We start from the raw sequence: 22,994 nt of genomic DNA on the forward strand, positions 1-22,994 counted from the left end.
CCACCCGTCCGGTTGATCATCGCCCACCCTATCCGTGACGCTGGAGGGACGACACGGTCAACAGTCAACGGGAAGGTCCGACGGTGATCAGCATCCCGAAGCACACGCTCAACGACGGTACGACGCTCCCCGCCCTGGGCCTCGGCACCTGGCCGCTGGGCGACGACGAGGCGCAGCAGGCGGTGCTCTCGGCCCTGGAGGCGGGCTACCGCCTGATCGACACGGCGACGAACTACCGCAACGAGACGGGGGTGGGCCGTGGGGTGGCCTCCGGCGTGGTGCCGCGCGAGGAGATCGTCGTGACGACGAAGCTCCCGGGCCGGCACCACGGCTACGAGGAGACCCTCGCCTCGTTCGAGGAGTCCCGGGCCCGCCTGGGCCTGGAGTATGTCGACCTGTACCTGATCCACTGGCCGCTGCCGCGCGTGGACCGGTACGTCGACGCCTGGAAGGCCATGATCAAGCTGCGTGACGAGGGGCTCGTCCGGTCGATCGGCGTCTCGAACTTCACGGCCGGGCACATCGAGCGGCTGGAGAAGGAGACCGGTGTACTGCCCTCGGTCAACCAGATCGAGCTGCACCCCTTCCTGCCGCAGGACGAGCTGCGCGCCTTCCACGCCGGCAAGAACATCGTCACCGAGAGCTGGAGTCCGCTGGGCCGGGGCACGCCCCTGCTGGACGACCCGGCCGTGGCGCGGATCGCCGAGGCGCACGGGGTGTCGGCCGGGCAGGTGGTCCTGCGCTGGCACACGCAGCTGGGCGCGGTGCCGATCCCGAAGTCGGCGAACCCCGAGCGGCAGCGCGCGAACCTCGACGTCTTCGGCTTCGAGCTGAGCGAGGAGGAGCTGCGGGCGGTCGCCGACCGGGCGCACCGGCGGGTCGGCGGGGACCCCGAGGTGCACGAGGAGTTCTGAGAGGCACCGCGGGCCGGACGGGCCGACGGCCGTGGTCAGAACAGCGGTGTGAGGGGCTGCTCGCACCAGATGGTCTTGCCCCTGGTGGTCTGCCGGCTGCCCCAGCGCTGGGTGAGCTGGGCGACCAGCAGCAGCCCGCGCCCGCCCTCGTCGTCCTGGTGGGCCCGCCGCAGGTGCGGGGAGGTCGAACTGCCGTCGGACACCTCGCAGATGAGGGTCTGGTCGCGGATCAGCCGCAGCTGGATGGGCGCGGCGCCGTACCGGATGGCGTTGGTGACCAGTTCGCTGACGACCAGTTCGGTGACGAAGGCCGTCTCGTCCAGTCCCCAGGCGGTGAGCTGATCGGTGGCGGCCTGGCGGGTGACGGCCACCTCCGCGGGGTCCGGGGTGACGTCCCAGGTGGCGACCTGGTCCGCGCCCAGAGCCCGGGTGCGGGCCAGCAGCAACGCCACGTCGTCGCTGGGCTCCTCGGGCAGTACGGCCTTCAGCACGGTGTCGCAGAGGGCGTCGAGCGAGTCGGCGGGCACGGTCAGGGCGCGGCACAGCTCGTCGGTGGCGTGGTCGACGTCGCGGTCGCGGTCCTCGATCAGTCCGTCGGTGTAGAGAGCGACGACGGAGCCCTCGGGCAGTTGGAGCTCCGTCGCCTCGAACGGCAGCCCGCCGACGCCCAGCGGTGGTCCCGCGCTCAAGGGGATCAGTCGGGCGGATCCGTCGGGCAGCACCAGGGCGGGGGCGGGATGCCCGGCCGCGGCCAGGTTCAGCCGGCGCGTGACGGGGTCGTAGACGGCGTAGAGGCAGGTCGCTCCGAGTTCGGCGACCTCGTCGCCCTCGTCGTCCGCCGCGAGATGGGTGACCAGGTCGTCCAGGTGGGTGAGGAGTTCGTCGGGCGGCAGGTCGACGTCGGCGAGGGTGCGTACGGCCGTGACCAGCCGGCCCATGGTCGCCGAGGAGGGGATGCCGTGTCCCACGACGTCCCCGACGACCAGCGCGACCCGGCTGCCGGACAAGGGGATGACGTCGAACCAGTCGCCGCCGATGCCGGCCGCCGATCCGGAGGGCAGATAGCGGTGGGCCACCTGGACGGCGGCCTGGCCGGGCAGTCCCCTCGGCAGCAGGCTGTGCTGGAGGGCCAGCGCGGTGGTGCGTTCCCGGGCGAAGCGGCGGGCGTTGTCGACACAGACCGCGGCCCGGCTGGCGAGTTCCTCGGCGAAGACGGCGTCGTCGGCGGCGTAGTCGTCGGGCTGCTTGATGCGCACGGCCACGGCGACACCGAGGGTGGTGCCGCGGGCCCGCAGCGGCACCGCCATCATCGAATGGACGCCCTTGCGGTAGGGGCGTCCTTGCGGGGCGCGCGTGTTGCGCTCGGCGACCCACCGCATGAAGGACGGCTCCCCCGCCTGGCTGAGGATCGCGCGGCCCTCACGCATCGCCCGGGCGATGGGTGAGAAGCCGGGGTAGACGTCCACTTCTCCCAGGCGCACGGCCGCTTCCGGGGTGCCTTCGGAGTGGGAGCCGTGGGCGACTCGGCGCAGCGCGATCTCCTCGGTGGGCACGGTCGGCGACTCCTCAGCGCCGAGGACCCAGTCGAACAGGTCCACGCTGGCGAAGTCGGCGAACCGGGGCACCACGACCTCGATCAGTTCCTCGGCCGTGCGCACCACGTCCAGGGTGGTGCCGATGGTGGCCGCCGCCTCGTTCAGCAGGGCCAGCCGCTGCCGGGCCCAGTACTGCTCGGTGCTGTCGAAGGCGGCGAGGGCGGTGCCGAGGAGCTCGCCGGCGGCGTCCCGGACCGGCCACATCTCGGTGACCCAGGCGTGCTCCCGGTTCAGGGCCGGGGCGCCCGTATAGCTCTCGTAGCGGAGCGGACGGCCCGTCTCGATGACGTGACGGAGATGCCAGTTGAAGCCGCGGCTGTGCTCGGCCTCCTCGACGGTCTCCGGGAAGTGCCGGCCGAGCAGGGTCTCCTCGGGAACGCCCATCACATGGCAGGCCGCGTCGTTGAGCCGCATGTAGCGCTGGCTGGTGTCGAACACGGACATCGACATGGACGCCTGCTGGAAGGCCTGCCCGGCCAGGGACGTCTCGGCGCTGCCGGGCTGATCGGCGGTGACGACGAACCCGGGCCCCGCCTCCCCGTCCGGGCCCGTCACGGCGCACCCTCTGACGCGGAGCCCGACCAGATAGCCGTCGCGGTGGCGCACCATGACGGTGCCGGACAGCGCCGACACCGCCTCGGGCGGCACATCCTCGGCGAGCAGCTCCCGCACGGCCCGGCCCACGGTCTCCTCGGCCGGATAGCCGGTCAGCCTCCGGGCACCCTCGCTCCACCCCGTCACAATGCCGCGGGCGTCGATGATCGCAGCAGCGGAGGCGTCCTCCATTCGTCCAGGATCATCCCTTTACCGCCCGCTATCAACCGCGGCGGCGCATTCGTGACGGTGTCAGCTCCGGTGAGCGCGCAGGGCGGCGAGCGCCCGGTCGGCGTGGGCGTTCATGCGCAGCTCGCTGCGGACGACGTCGAGGACGGTGTGGTCCTGGGCGATGACGAACGTGGTCCGTTTGGTGGGGGCCAGGGAGAAGCCGCGCTTCACACCGAACCGCTCGCGGACCGTGCCGTCGGCGTCGGACAGCAGGGGCATGCCGAGGGTGTGCTGTCCGGCGAACTCCTGCTGCCGCTCGACGGTGTCCCCGCTGATGCCGACCGGGCGTGCGCCGGCGGCGGCGAACTCGGCGGCGAGGTCGCGGAAGTGGCAGGCCTGCGCGGTGCAGCCGGGGGTCAGGGCGGCCGGGTAGAAGAAGAGCACGACCGGCCCCTCGGCGAGCAGCCCGGACAGGGTGCGGACGGTGCCGGTCTCGTCGGGCAGCTCGAAGTCCTCGACCTTGTCGCCCGTCTCCACGCGCGCGCTCATGACCGGCCCTCCGCGTTCCGTGCGACGCCGCGGGCCCAGAGCACGAGGGGCACCTGCAGCGGCAGGCGCCCGAAGGCGGCGGCCTTCTGCGGCGTGGGGCGGTGGCGCCAGTCGGCGGCCATCTGCACGTTGGCGGGGAACACCCCGACGAAGAAGGCCGCCGTGGCCAGCGCGGCCGCCTTGCGGGTACGCGGCGCCGCCAGACCCGCGGCCAGCGCCAGCTCGGCGGCACCGCTGGCGTAGGTCCAGGTCCTGGGCTTGCCCGGCAGAGCGCGCGGAATGGTCGCGTCGAACGAGCGTGGGGCGGCGAAATGGGCGACCCCCGCGGCGGCCAGCAGGCCGGCGAGCAGCAGGGGCGAGCGTTCGGACCGGGACACGGTTCCTCCTCTGATGGCCTGCCGCGCGATATTACCGGGCGGTAAAGGGATGTCCGGACCGGGGGGTTCACCAGGTCAGGGGCGGCGGTTGTGGGTGCCCGGGGTGTAGCCGAACGAGCGGCGGAAGACGTCGATGAACGCGCTGGCGGAGGACCAGCCGCAGCGGTGGGCGACGGTGGTGACGGGCAGGCCGTCGGCCAGCATCCGCAGGGCGTGGTAGAGCCGCGACTGCGTGCGCCACTGCGGGAACGTCATGCCGAACTCGGCGCGGAAGAGCCGGCTGAGGGTGCGCTCCCCCACCCCGGTCGCGGCGCCGAGCGCGGCGAGGGTGCGCGCGTCGGCGGGGTCGGCGTGGACGAGCGCGCAGACGGCGGCCAGCCGCGGATCGGCGGGCGCGGGCAGGCGCAGCGGCTGCTGCGGCGAGAGGCGGAGCTGGTCGCGCAGGACGGCGCGCAGCCGGTGGCGCTCGGGACTGTCGTCGCCGGGGTCGCGGGTGTAGGCGAGGATCAGCTCGCGCAGCAGCGGGCTGACGGCGAGGACGGCGGGGTGGTCCAGGGCGAGGGGGTTGTCGTCGGCGGGCAGGCCGACCAGGTGCAGGTCGAGGCGGCCGTGGGCGCGGTGGGCGTGCACGGTGCCGGCGGGGACCCAGATGGCGCGGGTGCCGGGCGCGAACCAGGTGCCGGCGCCGGTGGTGACGGCGACGACGCCGGAGCCCGCGTAGACGATCTGGTGGTCGTCGTGCCGGTGCGCGTCGATGCGGTCGCCGGCGGTCAGCCGCTGGGCGCGGGTCGGTGCTTCTGGGGTGTGGCGGATGTTCGGCACAGTCCGGCAGATTATCGGAAGCGGGCCAGACGCGCCGCCGACGACGATCGCCGGGTGACCGCTTCGAGACGCGACCGACCCGTCCTGTTGATGTCCCTGGGGCACGCCTGCGTGGACGTGTACCAGGGAGCCGTGGCCGCTCTGGTGCCGTACTTCGTCGCCGAGCGCGCCTACTCGTATGCCGCCGCTTCGGGTGTCGTCCTGGCGGCCTCCCTGCTGTCGTCGCTGGTGCAGCCGCTGTTCGGGGTGCTCACCGACCGGCGGGCGATGCCGTGGCTGCTGCCGCTCAGCGCGCTGACGGCCGGGGCGGGCGTGGCCCTGAGCGGGGTGACCGGCTCCTACGCGCTGACCCTGGCGGTGGTCGCCGTGTCGGGGGTCGGCGTGGCCGCCTACCATCCGGAGGCCGCCAGGGTGGCGCGGGCCGTCGCGCACGGCAGGCACACGGGGATGAGCTGGTTCTCCTTCGGCGGCAACGCCGGTTTCGCCCTGGCACCCCTGCTGGTCTTCGCCGTGGTGGCCACGGGCGGGCTGCGCGCCTCTCCGCTCCTGGTCGTCCCCGCCCTGACGGGAGCGGCGCTGTGCGCGGCGGCGGTGCGCTCGGCCGGGTCCGGCGCCGACGGCGACGGCGCGTACGTCGCCGAGGGCCGGGACGACTGGGCGTCCTTCCTGCGGATGTCCGGGGCGGTGGTGTGCCGCTCGGTCGTGTTCGTCGGCCTGAGCGCGTTCGTCTCGCTGTATGTGCGGGAGCGCACCGGCGGTGGGGAGGCGGCCGGTACGGCGGCGCTGTTCGTGCTCTACGCCGGTGGTGCGGTGGGCACGCTGGCCGGGGGCAGGCTGGCCGAGCGGTACGGGCGGATGGCGGTGGTGCGCCGCTCGTACGCCCTGACCGTCCTGGCCGTGGGCGGCCTGGTCCTGGTGCCCGGGCCTGCGGTGTACCTGTTCGTCGCGCTGACGTCGGCGGGCCTGTACGTGCCGTTCTCGCTGCACATCACCCTGGGCCAGGACTTCCTGCCCCGGCGCGTGGGCACGGCGAGCGGTGTCACGCTGGGCCTGACCGTGAGCGTCGGCGGCCTCGCCGCCCCCGCGATCGGAGCGCTGGCCGACGCGACCTCCCTACAAACGGCACTACTCCCACTGATCGCGCTGCCCGCGCTGGGCCGACTGCTGCTGTGCCGACTGCGCGAGCCCGCGCCGCCAGGGCCTGCGGCCGCCGAGCGGACGGATCCGCGAAACCCGGCCACACGGTGACCGAAGACCAGGCCCTGCCCGCCCGCCGGGGCGGACGCCACCGACTCGGTGGCCGTGCGCCCCGGGGGATCACAGGCCGACCACCGGGGCAGATGGCGCCGTGGTGAGCGGGGATCAGGCCCTGCCAACCCGCCGGGACGGACGGGGACCGGTGCAGACGCCGCTGACTCGATAGCCGTGCCCCCAGGGGTCACAGGCCGACCACCGGGGCGCATGGCGCCACGGTGACCGGGGATCAGACCTGCCCACCCACTGACGGACAGAAGCCCCGGGGACAGACGCCACCCGCTCGGTGGCCGTGCGCCTTGGGGATCGCAGGCCGACCCGCCCGAGCACACGGTGCCCCGTCATCAGACGCCACCCACAGCGGCCTGGATCAAGGGCCGCCCACCGGCGCGGCCTGCGGCTCGGGTTCCTCCTCGACGGCGTGGGCGAGGAAGTCGTCGACCATGCGGTGGAAGAGGCCGGCGAGCTGCCGCAGTTCCTCGGGTGACCAGGCGGAGAGGGCCATCTGCATGCCGCGGACGCCGGCCTCGCGGACCTTGGCGATGGCCTGCCGGCCGGCGTCGGTGAGCTCGATGCGCTGGGCGCGGCGGTCGTCGGGGTCGGGGACGCGGGTGACGTAGCCGGACCTCTGCAACTGCTGCACCGTGCGCGTGACGTGCGAGGCCTCCACACCCAGCCGCGCGGCGAGTTCCCCCGGCCGCAGCGGCTCGGAGTCGGCGACCTGCCGCAGCAGCGCGACGGCGGCCCGGTCGAGCGGCACGCCCGCCAAGGCCATCAGTCGCTCGTGCTGGCGGGCGCGCGTGCTCAGGTACGTGATACGGGTGAGCGCACGCTCGATCTCGATCACTTCCGGGGAGGGGACGTCGGGGAGCGGTGGTGTGGACATGGGAGCCACTTTACCATCTCGTTGCGTAACTCAAGTAAATCATTCGACCAGCCGGATCGCGGCGGCCGGGCAGATCGCCACGGCCTCGCGCACCTCCTCCAGGGAGTCCGCCGAGGGCCGCTCGTCCAGCACGAAGGCTACGCCGTCCTCCTCGCGCTGATCGAAGACCTCGGGGGCGGCCATCACACACTGCCCCGAGGCGACGCATTTCGGCTCGTCCAGTTCCACACGCATGGCTGTCCTCTCCTCCGGTGGGCGCGTCACCAGGTGACGGGCAGTTCATAGACGCCGTAGACCGATCCGTCGTGCTTGAACGGCAGGCTCTCCACCGGCGCGGCGAGCTTCAGGGTGGGGATGCGGCGGTAGAGGGTGCCGTAGACGACCTGGAGTTCCATCCGGGCCAGCGGCTGGCCCAGGCACTGGTGCACGCCGAAGCCGAACGCGATGTGCCGGCGGGCGTCGCGGCCCAGGTCCAGCCGGTCCGGTTCGGCGAAGGCGGCGGGGTCGCGATTGGCGAGGTCGTTGGGCATGACCATGCCCTCGCCGGCCCGGATGACCTGCCCGCCGATCTCGATGTCCTCGAGGGCCGCGCGGCGGCGGCCGTTGTGCACGATGGTCAGATAGCGCAGCAGTTCCTCGACCGCGGCGGCGATCCGCTTGGGGTCGTCGGTGTCGCGCAGTCGCGCGAGCTGCTCCGGGTGTTCGAGCAGGGCGAGGGTGCCGAGCGCGATCATGTTGGCGGTGGTCTCGTGCCCGGCGATGAGCAGCAGCACGCCCATGCGGGCCGATTCGCTCCGGGACAGCTCCCCGGACCTGACCCGCTCGACGAGCCCGGAGAGCAGGTCGTCCGCGGGGCGGGCCATCTTCTCGCCCATCAGTTCGTCGAGGTAGGTGATGAGCCGTCCGTGGGCGGCCATCCGGTCCTCCATGACCGCGTCCCGCTTGATGAGGATCCGGCTGTTCTCCTGGAAGAAGTCATGGTCCTCGTACGGCACCCCGAGCATCTGGCAGATCACCAGCGAGGGCACCGGCAGCGCGAACGCCTCCACCAGGTCGACCGGGCCGGACTCGGCGAGCATCTCGTCGATCAGGTCGTCCACGATCTTCTGCACGCCGGGCCGCATCGCCTCCACGCGCCTGATCGCGAACGGCGCGGTCACCATGCGGCGCAGCCGGGCGTGTTCCGGGTCGTCCATGAGGATGAAGCTGGCGTTGTTCTCACCCCCGCCGCCGGCGGCGGCCTGGAGCGGGTATCCGGGCCGGGTGATGTCGGCGCTGACCCGGGGGTCGAGGAGCAGGGCGCGCTGGTCCTCGTACCGGGTCACGAGCCACGGCGCACTGCCGTCCCAGAGGCGGACCTTGACGAGCCGGTCCTCGTCCTGCCGCGCGGTGAGGTCCGGGGGCGGGTCGAAGGGGCAGCCGGCGGCTCGGGCCATGGGGTACTCGGGGACCGCTGCCGTGCCGGCGAGCGTATCGGCCATGCTTCTCCTCGGTCGTGGGGGCGCGGAGTGCGTTGTCGAGGCCTCGCTGAGCCCATGCAAACAGAGGGGGCTGACGCCCTCCCGTCAGTCCCCTGACAGAAGGCTGACGTGACCCGGCTCACAGGGCGTCAGGGTTCGAGGTCGGCGCGTCCGAGCCAGTAGCCGAAGCCGCGGCGGGTGTGGATCAGCGCCGGTGCGTCCCGGTCGACCTTGCGGCGCAGCCGGGAGACGAGCTGCTCGATCGCGTTGCCGCCGCGTGGGTCGCCCCAGACGATCCTGCCGATCTGCTCCTTGGAGAGCACCCGGTGCGCGTTGACCAGGAGGTGGCGCAGGAGGCGGTACTCGGCCGGGGTCAGGTCGAGCGCTCGCGGCCCGCGGCGCGCCCGGCACCGGGCGTCGTCCAGGATCAGATCGCCGTAGCCCAGTTCCTCCGCGCGACCCGGGTCGGGGGCCGAGGCGCGCAGTAAGACGTGGATACGGGCCAGGACTTCGGCCACGCGGAAGGGCTTGGTGACGTAGTCCGTCTCCCCCGGGCCTAGTTCGGGCAGCAGAGCGGGAAGGGAGTCGCACACCGTCAGCAGGAGCGCGGGCGGGCGGTGGGCGAGCACGGCGGGGCGCCGTCGGCCCAGCTCCGCCATGTCGGGCAGCTCGCCGTCGAGGACGACGAGATCGAACCGCTGCCGTTCGACCTGCGCCAGCGCCTCCAGCCCGGAGTCGGCCAGACTGATCCGGTATCCCGCCAATTCCAGGGTGGTGGACAGCAGTTCCGCGAGCTCCGGCTCCCGCGCGACGACCAGCACGTGCTGCCCGTCCCCGCGCGCGAGCGTCGACGTCTCACGGAGAGTGCCGTACGGCGACGAGGTAGCCATACGGCCACCCTACCGTCCTACTTGCCTGACTCAAGCAATACCAGCCGTCGCCGGGCTCCGGGCATCGACGCCGTTCAGGCGAAAGACGCGGAGAACGCGCGTGACCGCACCCCGCCGCGTCCACACCTCAACCCGTGGACCTGCCGCTGATCCCGCCCATGCTCGCCACGTCCGGCCCCCTGCCGCCCGCCGCGCAGGACGCGCGCTGGGCCTATGAGACCAAGCAGGACGGCCAGCGCGTGGTGGTCTATCTCCCCGGGGACGGCGGCGTGCTGCTGCGGGCCCGGTCCGGGGAGGACATCACGGCCGCGTACCCCGAACTGCGGCCGCTGGGCACCGCCCTCGGGCCCGTGCCCGCCGTACTGGACGGGGAGATCCTGGCCCTGGACGAACAGGGCCGTGCGAACTTCCAGTTGCTCCAGTCCCGTATGGGCCTGGCCCACGCGCCCGCCAGGGCGGCGCGGCGGGCGGCGGAGGTCCCGGTCCACCTCGTGCTCTTCGACCTGATGCACCTGGAGAGCCATGCGCTGATCCGGCTCCCCTACGCGCGACGCCGCTCGGCACTGGAGGACCTCGGGCTCGCCGGGCCCGCCTGGTCGACCCCGGCCGCGCTGGTCGGCCACGGCGCCGAGGCCCTGGCCGCCACCCGTGCGCACGGCCTGGAGGGCCTGGTCTGCAAACGGCTGGACTCGGTGTACGAACCGGGTACGCGCTCCCGGGCCTGGATCAAGATCCGCAACATGCGCACCGAGGACGTCCTGGTCGGCGGCTGGCAGCCCGGCAAGGGACGGCTCACCGGACTGCCGGGCGCGGTGCTGGTCGGGCAGCGTGCCGCGGGACGGCTGCGCTATGTCGGGAGCGTGGGCACCGGCTGGAGCGAGGCCGAACGGACGGAACTCGCCGGGCTGCTGCGGGCCGCCGCGACCGACGTCTGCCCCTTCGACCCGGCCCCGCGCGCTCCGGGCGCGCACTGGGTCGTCCCCCGGCTGGTCGGCGAGGTCCGCTACAGCACCCGCACCCGGGAGGGCCTGTTGCGGCAGCCGTCCTGGCTGCGACTGCGGCCGGATCTCGCGCCCGAGGAGGCGGCGGCCGACATCCCGGACGACTTGGTCTGAAGCGGCACCCGGACGCCGGCTGTTGGGCATCGATTCACTCCTCGGATCCCTCGTTCCTCTTGGCATGAACGCGTTCACCGTGGAAGCTGAACCTCCCTTTCCCCCACAGCCGTTGGGCTGCGCCCGGAACATGAGGAGGACGCAGTGTCGTCACGCCCGTTCGCACACCGCAGGAGATGGGTCACCGGTCTGGCCGGTGCGGCCGCCCTCGTCCTCGCCTTCCCCGCCACGGCCTTCGCCGCGCCGCCGAGGGCTCTGCCCGCCAACGCGGAGTCGCTGGAGCAGACGTACCAGCCCGCCTACGACTACGACACCGACGGCTGCTACTCCACGCCCGCGATCGGCCCGGACGGCACGGTCAACGGCGGGCTCAACCCGACCGGTGCCCTCAACGGCGACTGCCGCGACGCCTCGGACCTGGACAACACCAACGGCTACTCGCGCTCCAAGTGCAACAACGGCTGGTGCGCGATCCTGTACGCCCTCTACTTCGAGAAGGACCAGGCCGTCGCCGGGAGCAGCATCGGCGGCCACCGGCACGACTTCGAGCACGTCGCGGTGTTCGTGCAGGACAACCAGGTCAAGTACGTGTCGACGTCCGCCCACGGCTCGTTCGACGTGCACGCGGCGTCCGCGGTCCGCTTCGACGGCACGCACGCCAAGATCGTCTACCACAAGGACGGCGTCAGCACGCACTGCTTCCGCCTCGCGAACTCGGGCGACGAGCCGCCGGAGAACCACAGGGGCACCTGGCAGTACCCGGCGCTGGTCGGCTGGAACGGCTACCCGGCCGGGGTGCGCGACAAGCTCACGTCCTACAACTTCGGCAGCGCCAACTTCGGCCTGAAGGACGCCAACTTCGCCAACCACCTCGCCTCGGCCAAGCCGTCCGGCATCGCGTTCGACCCGTACGCCTGATCCCGGCGTCTGATCCCGCTCGGTCCGCCCGGGGGTCTAGGTCCCCGGCCGGGTCCGGCTTCCGCCCCGCGTCCGATCCGTCGGCGCGGGGCGTCCGCATAGCGTCCCCTCATGGACACCCACGACACGACCGGGACCCTCGAAGAAGCCCTCGAACGGCTCCACTCCTCGGGCCCGGAGCGGCTCGGCAGGCTCACCAACCACGCCCCCATGGTCGTGGAGGCACTGGCCGCGCACGGCCGGTCTGGTGCCGTGCACCGCTGGCTGGATCTGTACCGGCACAAGCTGGAGGACTTCCCCGCGCCCCTCGCGCCCGTGACCGACGCCGACTGGCGGGAGGCCCTGGGGGATCCGCGCCGGGCCGCCGACTGGATCGCCCACTTCACCCGGGCCCTCACCGAGCGGCCGTGGCGGGACGTCCTCGCCGTGTGGTGGCCGCGGCTGCTGCCCGGGATGTACGGCGGTTCCACTCATCCCGTGATCCGCGTCGGGCATGCCGTACGCGCCCTGGAGGCCGAGCAGAACGTGCCGCGGCTCGCCGAACTCGCGCACGGCCTGGGCTACTGGGCGGCCCGGCACCGGCCCGCCTCCGGCATCGCATCGCTGCCCGGAGGGCCGGACGCGGCGCGGTCCCTGGACGCCGTGCCGCCGATCGACGACCCCCGGGGCGGATTCACCGACCGGCTGACGGCCGTACGGCGACTGCCGCTGTGGGCGGGCGACGTGACCGACCCGGACACGGCCCGGGCCCGCCTCACCGAGCTGGTCCGGGCCGCGACGCACCGGTACGCCACCCACGGGCACGGTGAGGAGACCATGCTGGTGCACGCGGCGACGGCGCCCAACGCCGTACTGCGCACCCTGGCCTCCCTGCCGCGTGAGCTGTGGGCGCCGAGCCTGCACGCGGCGTGGACGGCGTCGGCGGCGGTCACCGCCATGTACGCCCCCGCCGAGCCCGTCGCGGCCATACCCGTACCGGACCGCACGGCGGAGGAGGTGCTGGAAACGGCCCTCGCCCATGGCGACGAACACGTCATCAAGCTCACCGACACCGCCCTCGACGTCGGCGACGAGCGGGCCCTCGCCGCGGCCTTGCGCGCGGTTGAACTGAGCGAGCCGCTCGTCCCGAACTGACGCGCGATGCCGGGCGGTCGGAGGGAGGTACGGCACGAACACATCCGCGGGAGGGTCTATCGTGTCCGCATGTCCGTCCCCGAACTGATCCGTATCGTCTCCCGCGACTCCCCCATGGCGCTCGCCCAAGTGGAGCGTGTCCGGGCCGAGTTGGCCGCCGCCCACCCCGGAGTGCGCACCGAGGTCGTGCCGGTGAAGACCACCGGCGACAAGTGGATGGGCGATCTGTCCCTGGTCGAGGGCAAGGGCGCGTTCACCAAGGAGGTCGACGCGGCACTGCTGGCCGGGGAGGCCGATCTCGCCGTGCACTGCATGAAGGACGTGCCCGCCGACCGGCCGCTCCCCGCGGGCACCGTGTTCGCCGCGTTCCTCAAGCGGGACGACATCCGGGACGCCCTGATCCATCCCGGCGGGCTCACCCTGGACGAGCTGCCGGCCGGCACCCGGATCGGCACCTCCTCGGTGCGCCGGGTCGCCCAACTGGCCGCCACACATCCGCACCTGGAGTGCGTGCCGTTCCGCGGCAACGCCAACCGTCGTCTGGCGAAGCTCGCCGCCGGAGAGGCCGACGCGCTGCTGCTCGCGGTATCCGGCCTGGAGCGCATCGGCCGCGAGGACGTGATCAGCGAGATCCTGTCCACGGAGGCGATGATGCCGCCCATCGGCGCGGGCGTGCTGGCGCTCCAGTGTCGCGAGGGCGACGCCGACCTCATCGACGCGGTGAGCGGCCTCGGCGACCCGGACACCTACCGGGAGACGACCGCCGAGCGCATGTTCCTGCATGTGCTGCAGGGGCACTGCAACAGCCCGATCGCCGGGTTCGCGCGGGTGGACCGCAGTGGTGAACTGTCCCTGCGGGCCTGTGTGTTCACCCCGGACGGCAAGACGCGGCTGAACGCCCACGAGTGGGCGGGCCGACTCGACCCGGCCACCCTCGGCACGTCGGTCGCCGTGGCCCTGCTGCGTCAGGGCGCCCGCGAGATCATCGACGGCATCCCGCACTGACCGACGGCGAGATGTTCTGACACCGGATCAGGCGGTGCCTTCCTCCGCCTGATCCCTCAGGAAGACACTCACCTGGTGCGCCAGGCTGTCCCGCACCGCGCCCTGCTGAGCCCCGGCGGGCCCCTCGTGGACACCGATGCCGCCCGACCACAGCCGGCGCTCGGTCCACTCCTCCTCGACGCGCAGCTGGACCTGGACGTCCACGAGGCTCAGGGACGCCTCGGTGCCGGCCGCGTACAGCACGGCGGTGGCCCGGCGCAGCGGATAGACGTCGAAGCCCTCGATGAACTGTGAGTTGCGCCAGTCGAGGAAGGCGCTCTCGCCGTCCGGGCCGATCCGTACGTCGATCTGGCCGTCCTCGAGGTGGACGCCGAGATGCCGGCGGCCCCGGTTCTCGACGGTCACGCGGAGGCAGAAGTACGTCAGCCCGTCGGCGGCGTCGTCACGGCCGCGGGGCGGCTCGGCCGGTTCCAGACGGTGGACGCGGACCCGCAGACCGGCATGCTCGTCGTACTCCTGCCAGTCCCCGACCACGTTCGGCTCGTACACGGTGCCCCTCTCGACCTCTGGAAGCTGCTTCCTATCTGTGGTCTCAGCGCACTGTCAAATGAGCGGAATGCGCTGTGGCCAGGCAGTTCATCCCATTTGATCGGCGATCAAGCCGTGCCCAGCGGTTATCCGGAAACAGTCGGAGAAAGCGGTTGCCGAGGCGTGCCGCACATCACTTTCCCGAGTGAAGATCAACGGGCCAGCCGACCGAGCAGGGCCGAGGCCGCGGTGACGCCGAGCGCGGCGGCCACGAGCAGCACCGCGAAATCGGCCGCCAGATGGTGGGGTGTGCCGAGGAGGAGCCCGCGCAGGGCGTCCACCTCGTAGCTGAGCGGGTTGGCCTTGCTGACGGCCTGGAGCCAGCCCGGCATCACGGACACCGGGTACAGGGCGTTGGAGCCGAAGAACAGCGGCATGGTGATCGCCTGTCCGAAGCCCATGAGGCGGTCGCGGCTCAGGACGATGCCGGCGATGGTCATCGACAGGCAGGAGAAGAAGGCCGAGCCGAGGACGACGATCGCTGCGACGGCGAGCAGTTTCAGCGGGTTCCAGGTCAGCGCCACGCCGAGCAGGGCCGCGATGAGCAGCACGACGACCGCCTGGACCAGCGACTTCACACCCGCCGCGAAGGCCTTGCCGGTGATCAGCGCCGATCGCGGAGTCGGCGTGACGAGCAGCTTGTTGAGGATTCCGGCGTCGCGCTCCCAGATGATCTGGATACCGTAGAAGATGGCGATGAACATCGCGGACTGGGCGATGATGCCGGGCGCCAGGTAGTCGACGTAGGGGATGCCACCGGTGGGGATCGCCCTGATGCGGGTGAAGGTCTGACCGAAGATCAGCAGCCAGAGGGCGGGCTGGACCGCCCGGGTGTACAACTCGGTGCGGTCGTGGCGCAGCTTCTGCAGTTCGACCGCGCACATCGCGCCGACGCGGGCGGGCAGCAGCAGATGGCCCGCGCGCGGCCGCGGGGGCTTCAGCAGCAGCGCGATGGCGTCGTCACGGACGGGGTCAGCCGACGCGGCGGGCGGTGCGGCGGGTGCTTCGGACATCGCGGAAATCTCCTGCCTCGTCGTCGAGACCGCTGCCTGCCACGTCACGGAAGACGTCCTCCAGCGTGGGCAGCGTGTCCGGGGCCGTGCCCGCGGCGCGGCGGGCGCCGAGCCCTTCCCTGAGCTCGGCCGGCGTGCCGAGGGCGCGGATCCGGCCGCGGTGCATCAGGGCGACCCGGTCGCAGTACCGGTCGGCCTCGTCCATGTAGTGGGTGGTCACGAGCACCGTCATGCCGGTGGCGGCGCGGATGGCGCCGATGTGCTCCCACACGCCGGTGCGGGCGATCGGGTCGAGGCCGATCGTGGGCTCGTCGAGGATCAGCAGGCGCGGGGCGCTGACCAGGGCCTGTGCGAGTTCGAGCCGGCGGACCATGCCGCCGGAGTACGTGGCGGCCGGCCGGTCGGCGGCGTCGGCGAGGCCGACCGCCGACAGGGCCTGGCCCACGCGTTCGGCGCGTTCCCGGCGCGGCACGTCGAAGACGCGGGCGAACAGGGCGACGTTCTCCCGCCCGGTGAGACCGGCGTCCGCGGACAGTTGCTGCGGTACGTAGCCGAGCATGCGGCGTACGGCCATGCGGTCCCCGGCGATGTCGTGGCCGAACACGCGGACCATGCCGGCGGGCACCGGCAGCAGGGTGGTGACGCAGCGGATGGCCGTGGTCTTGCCGGCGCCGTTGGGGCCGAGCAGCCCGAAGACCTCGCCCGGCCGGACCGTGAGGTCGAGCCCGTCCACGGCGTTGGTGCGGCCGAAGGCGTAGGCGAGCCCGGTGCAGGTGACGGCGTCGGGCCGGGGTGGGGCGGTGTCCCTGGTCATGACTCCTCAGCCTCCTCGTGCAGGGCGTCGGCCAGCTTGCGCAGGGCCGGGACGGCCGCGCGCAGTGCCTGGCGGTCCGGCTCGTCGAGACGGGACACATGGCGCCGCACGAGGGCGGCGCGGCGCCGGCGCCACTCGTCGAGCCGGGTCCTCGCGGCGGGCGTGGGCAGCAGCCGGGCGGCCCGCCGGTCGGCCGGGTCGGTCTCGCGGACCAGATAGCCCGCCGCTGCCAGCCGATTGACCAGGGTCGACACCGAATTGGCCGCCAGACTCAGGTCCTTGGCGGCGTCGGAGATGCCGATCCCGGGCCGTGTCACGACCAGCCGCAGCAGTTCCGCCTCGGCGCCGCGCAGTCGCGGGTCGGGCATCTCCCGCCGCAGGCGCCGTCTGATCAGCCGCTGGACCCCGACGAGCGCGTCGGCCAGCTCTTCGGGGAAGGTCTCCGGCTCCATGGGGCCGAGATTAGTTCTGTAGCAGAGCTAATCGATCCAAGGAGGGGTCAAGAGAAGTCAAGAAAGGCCAGTGGGCGTATTGTCTGAATTGTTTCGTTATCTTCCCGCCCGGGAATGGGCCGTGAAGTGCTTCGGACAGGAGGCACGTCCGTGGGAGCCGCCCGGGCCCCCGGTGCCTGCCGTGAGGTCCGAGCCCGCGCTTCCCACGGTGTCTGTCCATTCGGCACCTGCTCAGGGAGGTGCGCAGTATGCGTATCGCGGGCAGCACCAGATCGCACCCCCACGACGACGCCCCCGACACCGCCGCGGCGTTCGAACGTCTGGCGCGACTGTCCCCGGGGCCCGAGCGCAAGGCCCTGCGCGATGAGCTGGTCGAGGCCTGGCTGCCCATGGCCGAGCGGATCGCGGTCCGTTTCCGCGGCCGGGGCGAGGCCCTGGAGGACCTGTACCAGGTGGCCGCCCTCGGTCTCGTCAAGGCCGTCGACCACTACGACCCGGCGCGCGGCAACGCCTTCGAGGCCTACGCCGTACCGACGGTCACCGGCGAGATCAAGCGCCACTTCCGTGACCACATGTGGACGCTGCACGTGCCCCGCCGGGTCCAGGACCTGCGCAACCGGGTGCGGCACGCCGCCAAGGAGCTGTCACAGACCACCCCCGGCCGCTCCCCCACGGTCGCCGAGATCGCCGAGTACGCCCACCTCACCGAGGGCGAGGTGCGCACCGGCATGGAGGCTCTGGAGTGCTTCTCCGCGCTGTCGCTGGAGGCGGAGATGCCGGGCACGGACGGCTATGCCCTCGGGGACGCGATCGGCGGTCCTGACCCGGCCTTCGACATCGTCGTCAACCGGGTGGCCGTCAGGCCCTGTCTGGAAGCGCTGCCGGAGCGCGAGCGGATCATCCTCTATCTGCGGTTCTTCAAGGGCATGACGCAGAGCCGCATCGCCGAGCAGCTCGGCATTTCGCAGATGCACGTCTCCCGGCTGCTCAGCAGCTGCTTCGCCCATCTGCGGGAGGAGCTGCTGACCGAGACCGGATGAGCGACCCGGGCCGCCGGGGGTCACGCCTCCGGCGGTGTTCCCGGGATCTGCGCCGGTCCGGCGCGGTCGAGGGCGTCTTCCAGCGCGGCCCGGATCTCCTGGGGCATCATGCCGGTGCGCCCCCAGACGAGGATCAGATCCGCGACGCTGCGCAGCTTGATGTTGGTGTGCTGGGAGACGTCCTTCAGCACGGCCCACCCCTGGTCGGGCGAGACCCGGCCGAGCGCCACGACCATCCCGATCGCCTGGTCCACGACGGCGTGGGAGACGACCGCCTCCTTCAGCTGCTGGATCTCCTCCTGCAGCTCGAAGATCCGCTCCGAGCCCCCGTCCGTGGGCATGGTCACCTCCGGGTCCGGTGTGCCGCTGTCCGTGTGGCCTCGCGGGGTGCTTGAGTGCTGTGACGCAGTGTCCGACCCATCCATCGTCGTCACTCGGCCCGCCTGGTGCCACCGGGGCGGACCGGGCCGGTCCACGACACCGTTTGCGCGTCGCCGCCGGGGTACTCGGCAGGCGCCCACAGCGGTTCCGGTTGGACACTGGGTGCAATCCTCCGGTGGCTGCCAGGCCGACGAGATCAGGACGCGACACCATGAACCACGACATGCCCGCCCCCTCCGGCACGAAGGACGTCGTCTCATCACACTCCGTGGTCGGCGCGCCCTGCTGGGTGAGCCTGACCAGCCGGGACGTCAAGGCGACGGAGCAGTTCTACAGTGCCGTGCTGGGCTGGCAGTGGCGGCCGGCCAAGCTGGGCGACCGGCACCGGATCGCGCTGGCGGACGGTTCGCCGGTGGCCGGGATCGCGGGCGTGGCGACCATGTGGCAGATGGCGGTGGCGTGGACACCGTACTTCGCCGTGCGCAGCGCGGACGATGCGGTGGCACGGGTGCAGGAACGCATGGGCACGGTCGCGGTCGGGCCGATCTCCCTGCCGCCGGGGCGGGCGGCACTGCTGGCGGACCGGGACGGGGCGACCTTCGGGATCTGGGAGGGCGACCTGTTCACCGACTGGGAGACCTGGCGCAACGCGCAGCCGGTCTTCATCACGCTGCACACGCGTGATGCCTTCGACGCGGCCATCTTCTACGGCGAGATCCTCGACTGGGCGACGCAGCGTCCCGGCTGCTGCGAGGTCCACTACGAGGGCGGGGAGGTCGTGCTGCGCAGCCGCGGTGACGTGGTGGCACGGATCGAGTCGGGGGCGCTGGAGTCGGCCCCCGATCCCACGATCCGGCCGCACTGGCAGGTCCACTTCACCGTCGACGACGTGGAGGCCTGCGCCCGGACGGCGGAGCTGCACGGCGGCAGCGTGCTGTCCAAGGGCGGCGACGAGGCCGTGCTGCGCGACCACGACGGCGCGCAGTTCACCGTGACATCGCGCCGCGGCCGCTGACCCCTGTTCAGCCCGTCTTCCGCGACGGCCGGGACAGCAGGACCAGGCTGCGTGCTCCGACGGTGAGGCCGGTGCCCGCCTTGTGCTCCGCCTCGTCCGGGGTGCCGTCCGGGGCGGCGGTGTCGATCAGCGCCGTCCAGCGTTCGCCGTAGGCGGCGTCCGGCAGCCGGAAGTCCACCGGCTCCCAGTGGCTGTTGGTCAGCAGCAGGAAGGAGTCGTCCACGACGGGCCGGCCGCGGGGGTCGGGTTCGGCGATGGCGTCGCCGTTGAGGAAGACGCCGACCGAGTGCGCGTCGCCGCGCTGCCAGTCGTCGTCGGTCATCTCCTGGGCGTCGGGCGCCAGCCACACCAGGTCGGGCAGCGGCTGGTCCGCGCGGGTCAGGGTCTCGCCCAGGAAGAAGCGGCGCCGGCGCAGCACGGGATGCCCGGTGCGCAGCCGGATGACGTACCGGGTGAACTCCAGCAGGTCACGCTGCTCCTCGGTGAGCCGCCAGTCGATCCAGGAGATCTCGTTGTCCTGGCAGTAGGCGTTGTTGTTGCCGTGCTGGGTGCGTCCGAGTTCGTCACCGTGGGAGAGCATCGGGATGCCCTGGGAGAGCAGCAGCGTGGCGAGGAGGTTGCGCTGCATGCGGGTGCGCAGTTCCCGTACGGCCGGGTCGCGGGTGGGGCCCTCGGCGCCGCAGTTCCAGGACCGGTTGGTGCTCTCGCCGTCGCGGTTGTCCTCGCCGTTGGCCTCGTTGTGCTTGTCGTTGTAGGACACGAGGTCGCGCAGGGTGAAACCGTCGTGCGCGGTGACGAAGTTGACGCTGGCGCGGGGCCGGCGCCTGCTGTGCGCGTACAGGTCGGAGGAGCCGGTCAGCCGGGAGGCGAACTCTCCGAGGGTGTGGTCCTCGCCGCGCCAGAAGTCACGGACGGCGTCGCGGTACATGCCGTTCCACTCCGACCACAGCGGAGGGAAGTTGCCCACCTGGTAGCCGCCCTCGCCGACGTCCCACGGCTCGGCGATCAGCTTGACGCGGCTGATCACCGGGTCCTGCTGGATGAGGTCGAAGAACGCCGACAGCCGGTCCACCTCGTGGAACTGCCGGGCCAGTGTGGCCGCGAGGTCGAAGCGGAAGCCGTCGACGTGCATCTCGGTGACCCAGTACCGCAGCGAGTCCATGATCAGCTGGAGCACGTAGGGATGGCGCATCAGCAGGCTGTTGCCGGTGCCGGTGGTGTCGTAGTAGTGCTCCCAGTCGCCGTCGACCAGGCGGTAGTACGAGCAGTTGTCGATGCCGCGGAACGACAGGGTGGGGCCCTTCTCGTTGCCCTCGGCGGTGTGGTTGTAGACCACGTCGAGGATCACTTCGAGCCCGGCCGCGTGCAGGGTCTTCACCATCGACTTGAACTCGGCGACCTGCTGGCCGCGGGTGCCGTGCGCGGCGTAGGCGTTGTGCGGGGCGAAGAAGCCGATGGTGTTGTAGCCCCAGTAGTTGGCGAGGTCGCGGCCCTGGAGCACGCCGTCCTGGACGAACTGGTGGACCGGCATCAGCTCCACGGCCGTGACACCGAGCGAGGTGAGGTGCTCGACGGACGCGGGGTGTGCCAGTCCGGCGTAGGTGCCGCGGAGTTCGGCGGGCACCTCGGGGTGGGTGTGCGTGAAGCCCTTGACGTGGGTCTCGTAGATCACCGTGTCGGCGTAGGCACGGCTGGGCGGGCGGTCGTCGCCCCAGTCGAAGGCCGGGTCGGTCACCACGCCGAGCATGGTGTGCCCGGCGCTGTCGGCCGGGTCGGGGCCGTCCGGGTTCCGCTCGTGGAGCGAGGGGTGGTTGTCGATCTGCCCGTCCACGGCGCGGGCGTACGGGTCGAGCAGCAGCTTCGCCGGGTTGCAGCGGTGGCCGGCGGCCGGGGCCCACGGGCCGTGCACGCGGTAGCCGTAGCGCGTGCCCGGGCCGACGCCGGGGACGTAGCCGTGCCACACGAAGCCGTCGACCTCGGCCAGCGGCACCGGGGTGTGGGTGCCGTCGTCGTCGACGAGGACCAGCTCGACGCGTTCGGCGACCTCGCTGAAGAGGGCGAAGTTGGTGCCCTCCCCGTCGTAGGACGCGCCCAGCGGGTAGGGGCGCCCGCTCCAGGCGGACGCCCCTCTCCGGTTCTGCCGACGGGTCACCGGGCCTCCTCCAGGACCTCGTCCGGCGTGCCGGCGGGGCCGGCCAGTTGTGCGACGCGCACCTCGCGGGGCACGTCGAGGCCCTCGCTGACCCGCGGGGCGGGCGTGGTCGGCACCAGGGGGAGGCGTTCGCCGGCGCGGGCGCGCTGCGAGAACCAGATGACCTTGCTGCCGGTCTCGGTGGCGCAGCAGCCCCAGCCGTCGCTCATCGCCGCGAGGTGCTCCAGGCAGCCTCGCAGTTCCTGGTCGGGGCGCAGGGCGCGGTCGTTGTCCCCGATGGCGGTGATCAGGTGCTGCCCGTTCCACCACATCTCGATCGAGGTGTTCTTGTCCGTGGCGTGTTCGTCGATGACCTCGAGCAGCATCTCGGCACCGCCGCAGACGGGCTGGATCAGGTTGTCCAGGTCCCAGAACTTCAGGTGAGCGGCCAGAATGCGGCTGACCTGTCCCACCCGTTCCGGGCTGACTTCCACGTCGAGGTGGTAGTAGCAGGGCACTGCGGTCTTCATCGGTCGGCTCCTCACCGCGAGGCTCAGCTCCTCCTCGCTCCCGCAGTCCTGCGGACGAGCCCCGAGCACGGAACGTGAGCGTGTATCGCTTCTGAGTCACCCTCAGACTGAGGGTGCTAGCCCGTTCGTGCAACACGAGCCCAGGGCCGAGGCGGCCGGGCACACGAGCGGGCGCACCTGGACGGCCTGAACCACTCACCCGGACGCGCCACTGGTTGAAGGTCCAACAGGACGTTGCGTTGTCATACATGCACCATGTGTGACAGAACTCGATCGCCGTGGCGGTTCCGTGTCGCTGTGCGCGCGGCGGCCGTCCGACCGTCGGGAGACCGTGCCCCTCGAGCCCGAAAGGTGATCGGCGCCATGCTGCTACCCGCCAAAGCCGAAGTCGCCCGGCAGTTGCGGCGTTACCGGGCCTGGGAACGCGTGATGCTCGCGGCACCCGACGACCGCACGGTGCGGACCACGTTCGAGGACTCCGGCTACACGCTCTGCGTGCTGATGGGCAAGCGCTGCGCGCGGGAGGCGGCGGACGCGGCCGAGCGGTACCTGCGCACGAACCAGATCACCTATCTGCAGGAACAGCAGGTCACCTGTCGGCAGGAACAGAACGAACGACCCCGTCCGGCGACCGCGGTGCGACGAAGACCATCGGCGGCGGAGCGGCGGTACCCAGCGGGAAGGTGACGGCCTTCCCGCACATCTTGTCCCCATGAACCGGGCCCCGAGGGCCCGGTTCCGAGCACGGTGGAGGTGAGGACCATGAGTAGGACCCGGGCCATCGGCCGTATCCCGGTACGGGATGTCCGACCGGCCGTGGAGAGCGGCAACCGGCCGGCGAAGGCGGTCGTGGGAGAGACGTTCCAGGTCACCGCCACCGTGTTCCGGGAGGGACACGACGCGGTGGCCGCCAATGTCGTGCTCAAGGATCCCGAGGGCCGCCCCGGACCGTGGACGCCGATGCGGGAGCTGGCCCCGGGCAGCGACCGCTGGGGCGCCGAGGTCACCGCCGACACGGTCGGCCGCTGGTCGTTCCGGGTGCAGGCCTGGAGCGACCCGGTGGCCACCTGGCGCCGCGCGGCGGGCATCAAGGTGCCGGCCGGCATCGACCCGGGTCTGGTCCTGGAAGAGGGCGCCGACCTCTACGAGCGGGCAGCGGCGGGCGTGCCGAAGAACGACGGCCGCGGCGTGCTGCTGGCCGCGGCGCAGACACTGCGCGACGACTCACTGCCCCCTCCGGCACGGCTGGCTGCGGCGTTGACGCCGGAGGTGGACGAGGTGCTGTCCCGCCATCCGCTGCGGGACCTGGTCACCACCTCCGAGCCCCTGCCGCTCCTCGTCGAGCG

Annotated in this window: 25 protein-coding genes; 10 read left to right on the top strand and 15 right to left on the bottom strand. The window is 72.1% G+C overall.

Going from position 1 to position 22,994, the window contains the following annotated elements:
• The first annotated feature begins 83 nt into the window (after positions 1–83).
• A complete protein-coding gene (locus ACFT4A_RS32815; RefSeq protein ID WP_382837466.1) occupies positions 84–914 on the top strand; it encodes an aldo/keto reductase in 831 nt (276 codons plus the stop codon).
• Between the two features lie 35 nt (positions 915–949).
• Here the strand turns inward: ACFT4A_RS32815 and ACFT4A_RS32820 are convergent, their stop codons facing one another.
• The 4 genes from ACFT4A_RS32820 to ACFT4A_RS32835 form a co-directional block, all read right to left on the bottom strand.
• Positions 950–3,295 carry a SpoIIE family protein phosphatase gene (locus ACFT4A_RS32820; RefSeq protein WP_382837469.1) on the bottom strand — a complete coding sequence of 782 codons (2,346 nt, stop codon included), beginning with the start codon at positions 3,293–3,295 and terminating at the stop codon, positions 950–952.
• 60 nt (positions 3,296–3,355) lie between these two features.
• Positions 3,356–3,823, bottom strand: a complete 468-nt coding sequence (locus tag ACFT4A_RS32825) for a peroxiredoxin (RefSeq protein ID WP_382837471.1) — start codon at positions 3,821–3,823, stop codon at positions 3,356–3,358.
• Complete coding sequence (locus tag ACFT4A_RS32830) at positions 3,820–4,200, bottom strand: DoxX family protein (RefSeq protein WP_382837474.1); 381 nt, start codon at positions 4,198–4,200, stop codon at positions 3,820–3,822. Before ACFT4A_RS32830 ends, ACFT4A_RS32825 begins: the two co-directional genes overlap by 4 nt.
• 75 nt (positions 4,201–4,275) lie before the next feature.
• On the bottom strand, positions 4,276–5,022 hold the full coding sequence (locus ACFT4A_RS32835; RefSeq protein WP_382837477.1) for an AraC family transcriptional regulator: 747 nt from the start codon (positions 5,020–5,022) through the stop codon (positions 4,276–4,278).
• Positions 5,023–5,112: 90 nt separating this feature from the next.
• Between ACFT4A_RS32835 and ACFT4A_RS32840 the strand changes: the two genes are divergently transcribed.
• Positions 5,113–6,270 (top strand): MFS transporter, encoded by a 1,158-nt coding sequence (locus ACFT4A_RS32840; protein ID WP_382837534.1) that lies wholly within the window; start codon positions 5,113–5,115, stop codon positions 6,268–6,270.
• Positions 6,271–6,646: 376 nt separating this feature from the next.
• Here ACFT4A_RS32840 and ACFT4A_RS32845 read toward each other — a convergent pair whose 3' ends face one another.
• The 4 genes from ACFT4A_RS32845 to ACFT4A_RS32860 all read right to left on the bottom strand — a co-directional run bounded on the left by ACFT4A_RS32845 (position 6,647) and on the right by ACFT4A_RS32860 (position 9,512).
• Complete coding sequence (locus ACFT4A_RS32845) at positions 6,647–7,162, bottom strand: MarR family winged helix-turn-helix transcriptional regulator (RefSeq protein WP_382837480.1); 516 nt, start codon at positions 7,160–7,162, stop codon at positions 6,647–6,649.
• A 39-nt stretch (positions 7,163–7,201) separates the two neighbouring features.
• Positions 7,202–7,396: a ferredoxin gene (locus ACFT4A_RS32850; protein WP_193483710.1), complete on the bottom strand. Its 195-nt coding sequence runs from the start codon at positions 7,394–7,396 to the stop codon at positions 7,202–7,204.
• A 26-nt stretch (positions 7,397–7,422) separates the two neighbouring features.
• The gene (locus ACFT4A_RS32855; RefSeq protein WP_382837483.1) at positions 7,423–8,643 is read right to left on the bottom strand and encodes a cytochrome P450; all 1,221 of its coding nucleotides are present in this window, start codon (positions 8,641–8,643) and stop codon (positions 7,423–7,425) included.
• 128 nt (positions 8,644–8,771) lie between these two features.
• Positions 8,772–9,512 (bottom strand): response regulator transcription factor, encoded by a 741-nt coding sequence (locus ACFT4A_RS32860; protein ID WP_382837486.1) that lies wholly within the window; start codon positions 9,510–9,512, stop codon positions 8,772–8,774.
• A gap of 134 nt (positions 9,513–9,646) precedes the next feature.
• On the opposite strand from ACFT4A_RS32860, the gene ligD reads away from it, so the two are divergent.
• The 4 genes from ligD to hemC all read left to right on the top strand — a co-directional run bounded on the left by ligD (position 9,647) and on the right by hemC (position 13,684).
• The gene (gene ligD / locus ACFT4A_RS32865) at positions 9,647–10,627 is read left to right on the top strand and encodes a non-homologous end-joining DNA ligase (protein WP_382837489.1); all 981 of its coding nucleotides are present in this window, start codon (positions 9,647–9,649) and stop codon (positions 10,625–10,627) included.
• Between the two features lie 144 nt (positions 10,628–10,771).
• The gene (locus ACFT4A_RS32870) at positions 10,772–11,545 is read left to right on the top strand and encodes an NPP1 family protein (protein WP_382837492.1); all 774 of its coding nucleotides are present in this window, start codon (positions 10,772–10,774) and stop codon (positions 11,543–11,545) included.
• A 111-nt stretch (positions 11,546–11,656) separates the two neighbouring features.
• Complete coding sequence (locus ACFT4A_RS32875) at positions 11,657–12,679, top strand: questin oxidase family protein (protein ID WP_382837494.1); 1,023 nt, start codon at positions 11,657–11,659, stop codon at positions 12,677–12,679.
• A 69-nt stretch (positions 12,680–12,748) separates the two neighbouring features.
• Positions 12,749–13,684 (top strand): hydroxymethylbilane synthase, encoded by a 936-nt coding sequence (gene hemC, locus ACFT4A_RS32880; RefSeq protein WP_382837497.1) that lies wholly within the window; start codon positions 12,749–12,751, stop codon positions 13,682–13,684.
• Between the two features lie 27 nt (positions 13,685–13,711).
• On the opposite strand, the gene ACFT4A_RS32885 is transcribed toward hemC, so the two are convergent.
• From ACFT4A_RS32885 to ACFT4A_RS32900, 4 genes are all read right to left on the bottom strand, one after another.
• Positions 13,712–14,233, bottom strand: a complete 522-nt coding sequence (locus ACFT4A_RS32885) for a hypothetical protein (RefSeq protein WP_382837499.1) — start codon at positions 14,231–14,233, stop codon at positions 13,712–13,714.
• A 191-nt stretch (positions 14,234–14,424) separates the two neighbouring features.
• Positions 14,425–15,285, bottom strand: a complete 861-nt coding sequence (locus ACFT4A_RS32890) for an ABC transporter permease (RefSeq protein WP_382837502.1) — start codon at positions 15,283–15,285, stop codon at positions 14,425–14,427.
• Positions 15,245–16,099, bottom strand: a complete 855-nt coding sequence (locus tag ACFT4A_RS32895; RefSeq protein ID WP_382837505.1) for an ABC transporter ATP-binding protein — start codon at positions 16,097–16,099, stop codon at positions 15,245–15,247. Before ACFT4A_RS32895 ends, ACFT4A_RS32890 begins: the two co-directional genes overlap by 41 nt.
• On the bottom strand, positions 16,096–16,551 hold the full coding sequence (locus ACFT4A_RS32900) for a MarR family winged helix-turn-helix transcriptional regulator (RefSeq protein ID WP_382837508.1): 456 nt from the start codon (positions 16,549–16,551) through the stop codon (positions 16,096–16,098). The genes ACFT4A_RS32895 and ACFT4A_RS32900 overlap by 4 nt, the downstream gene beginning before the upstream one ends.
• Before the next feature lie 248 nt (positions 16,552–16,799).
• Between ACFT4A_RS32900 and ACFT4A_RS32905 the strand changes: the two genes are divergently transcribed.
• Entirely contained in the window at positions 16,800–17,591 is a 792-nt protein-coding gene (locus ACFT4A_RS32905) for an RNA polymerase sigma factor SigF (protein WP_382837511.1), read from the top strand.
• 20 nt (positions 17,592–17,611) lie between these two features.
• Here ACFT4A_RS32905 and ACFT4A_RS32910 read toward each other — a convergent pair whose 3' ends face one another.
• On the bottom strand, positions 17,612–17,932 hold the full coding sequence (locus ACFT4A_RS32910) for an ANTAR domain-containing protein (RefSeq protein ID WP_382837514.1): 321 nt from the start codon (positions 17,930–17,932) through the stop codon (positions 17,612–17,614).
• A 251-nt stretch (positions 17,933–18,183) separates the two neighbouring features.
• Here ACFT4A_RS32910 and ACFT4A_RS32915 point away from each other — a divergent pair, with 251 nt between their 5' ends.
• Entirely contained in the window at positions 18,184–18,987 is an 804-nt protein-coding gene (locus ACFT4A_RS32915) for a VOC family protein (RefSeq protein ID WP_382837517.1), read from the top strand.
• 7 nt (positions 18,988–18,994) lie between these two features.
• Here ACFT4A_RS32915 and glgX read toward each other — a convergent pair whose 3' ends face one another.
• Positions 18,995–21,139: a glycogen debranching protein GlgX gene (gene glgX, locus ACFT4A_RS32920; protein WP_382837520.1), complete on the bottom strand. Its 2,145-nt coding sequence runs from the start codon at positions 21,137–21,139 to the stop codon at positions 18,995–18,997.
• Positions 21,136–21,648 (bottom strand): pep a2, encoded by a 513-nt coding sequence (locus ACFT4A_RS32925; RefSeq protein ID WP_382837523.1) that lies wholly within the window; start codon positions 21,646–21,648, stop codon positions 21,136–21,138. The genes glgX and ACFT4A_RS32925 overlap by 4 nt, the downstream gene beginning before the upstream one ends.
• 363 nt (positions 21,649–22,011) lie before the next feature.
• Here ACFT4A_RS32925 and ACFT4A_RS32930 point away from each other — a divergent pair, with 363 nt between their 5' ends.
• Complete coding sequence (locus ACFT4A_RS32930) at positions 22,012–22,335, top strand: DUF5133 domain-containing protein (protein ID WP_382837526.1); 324 nt, start codon at positions 22,012–22,014, stop codon at positions 22,333–22,335.
• A 75-nt stretch (positions 22,336–22,410) separates the two neighbouring features.
• Positions 22,411–22,994 (top strand): maltotransferase domain-containing protein (locus tag ACFT4A_RS32935; protein WP_382837529.1); only part of this gene is annotated, 584 nt, incomplete at its 3' end.

It is taken from the genome of Streptomyces sp. NPDC057099 (genome assembly GCF_042671245.1).
Taxonomy (GTDB): domain Bacteria; phylum Actinomycetota; class Actinomycetes; order Streptomycetales; family Streptomycetaceae; genus Streptomyces; species Streptomyces purpurascens.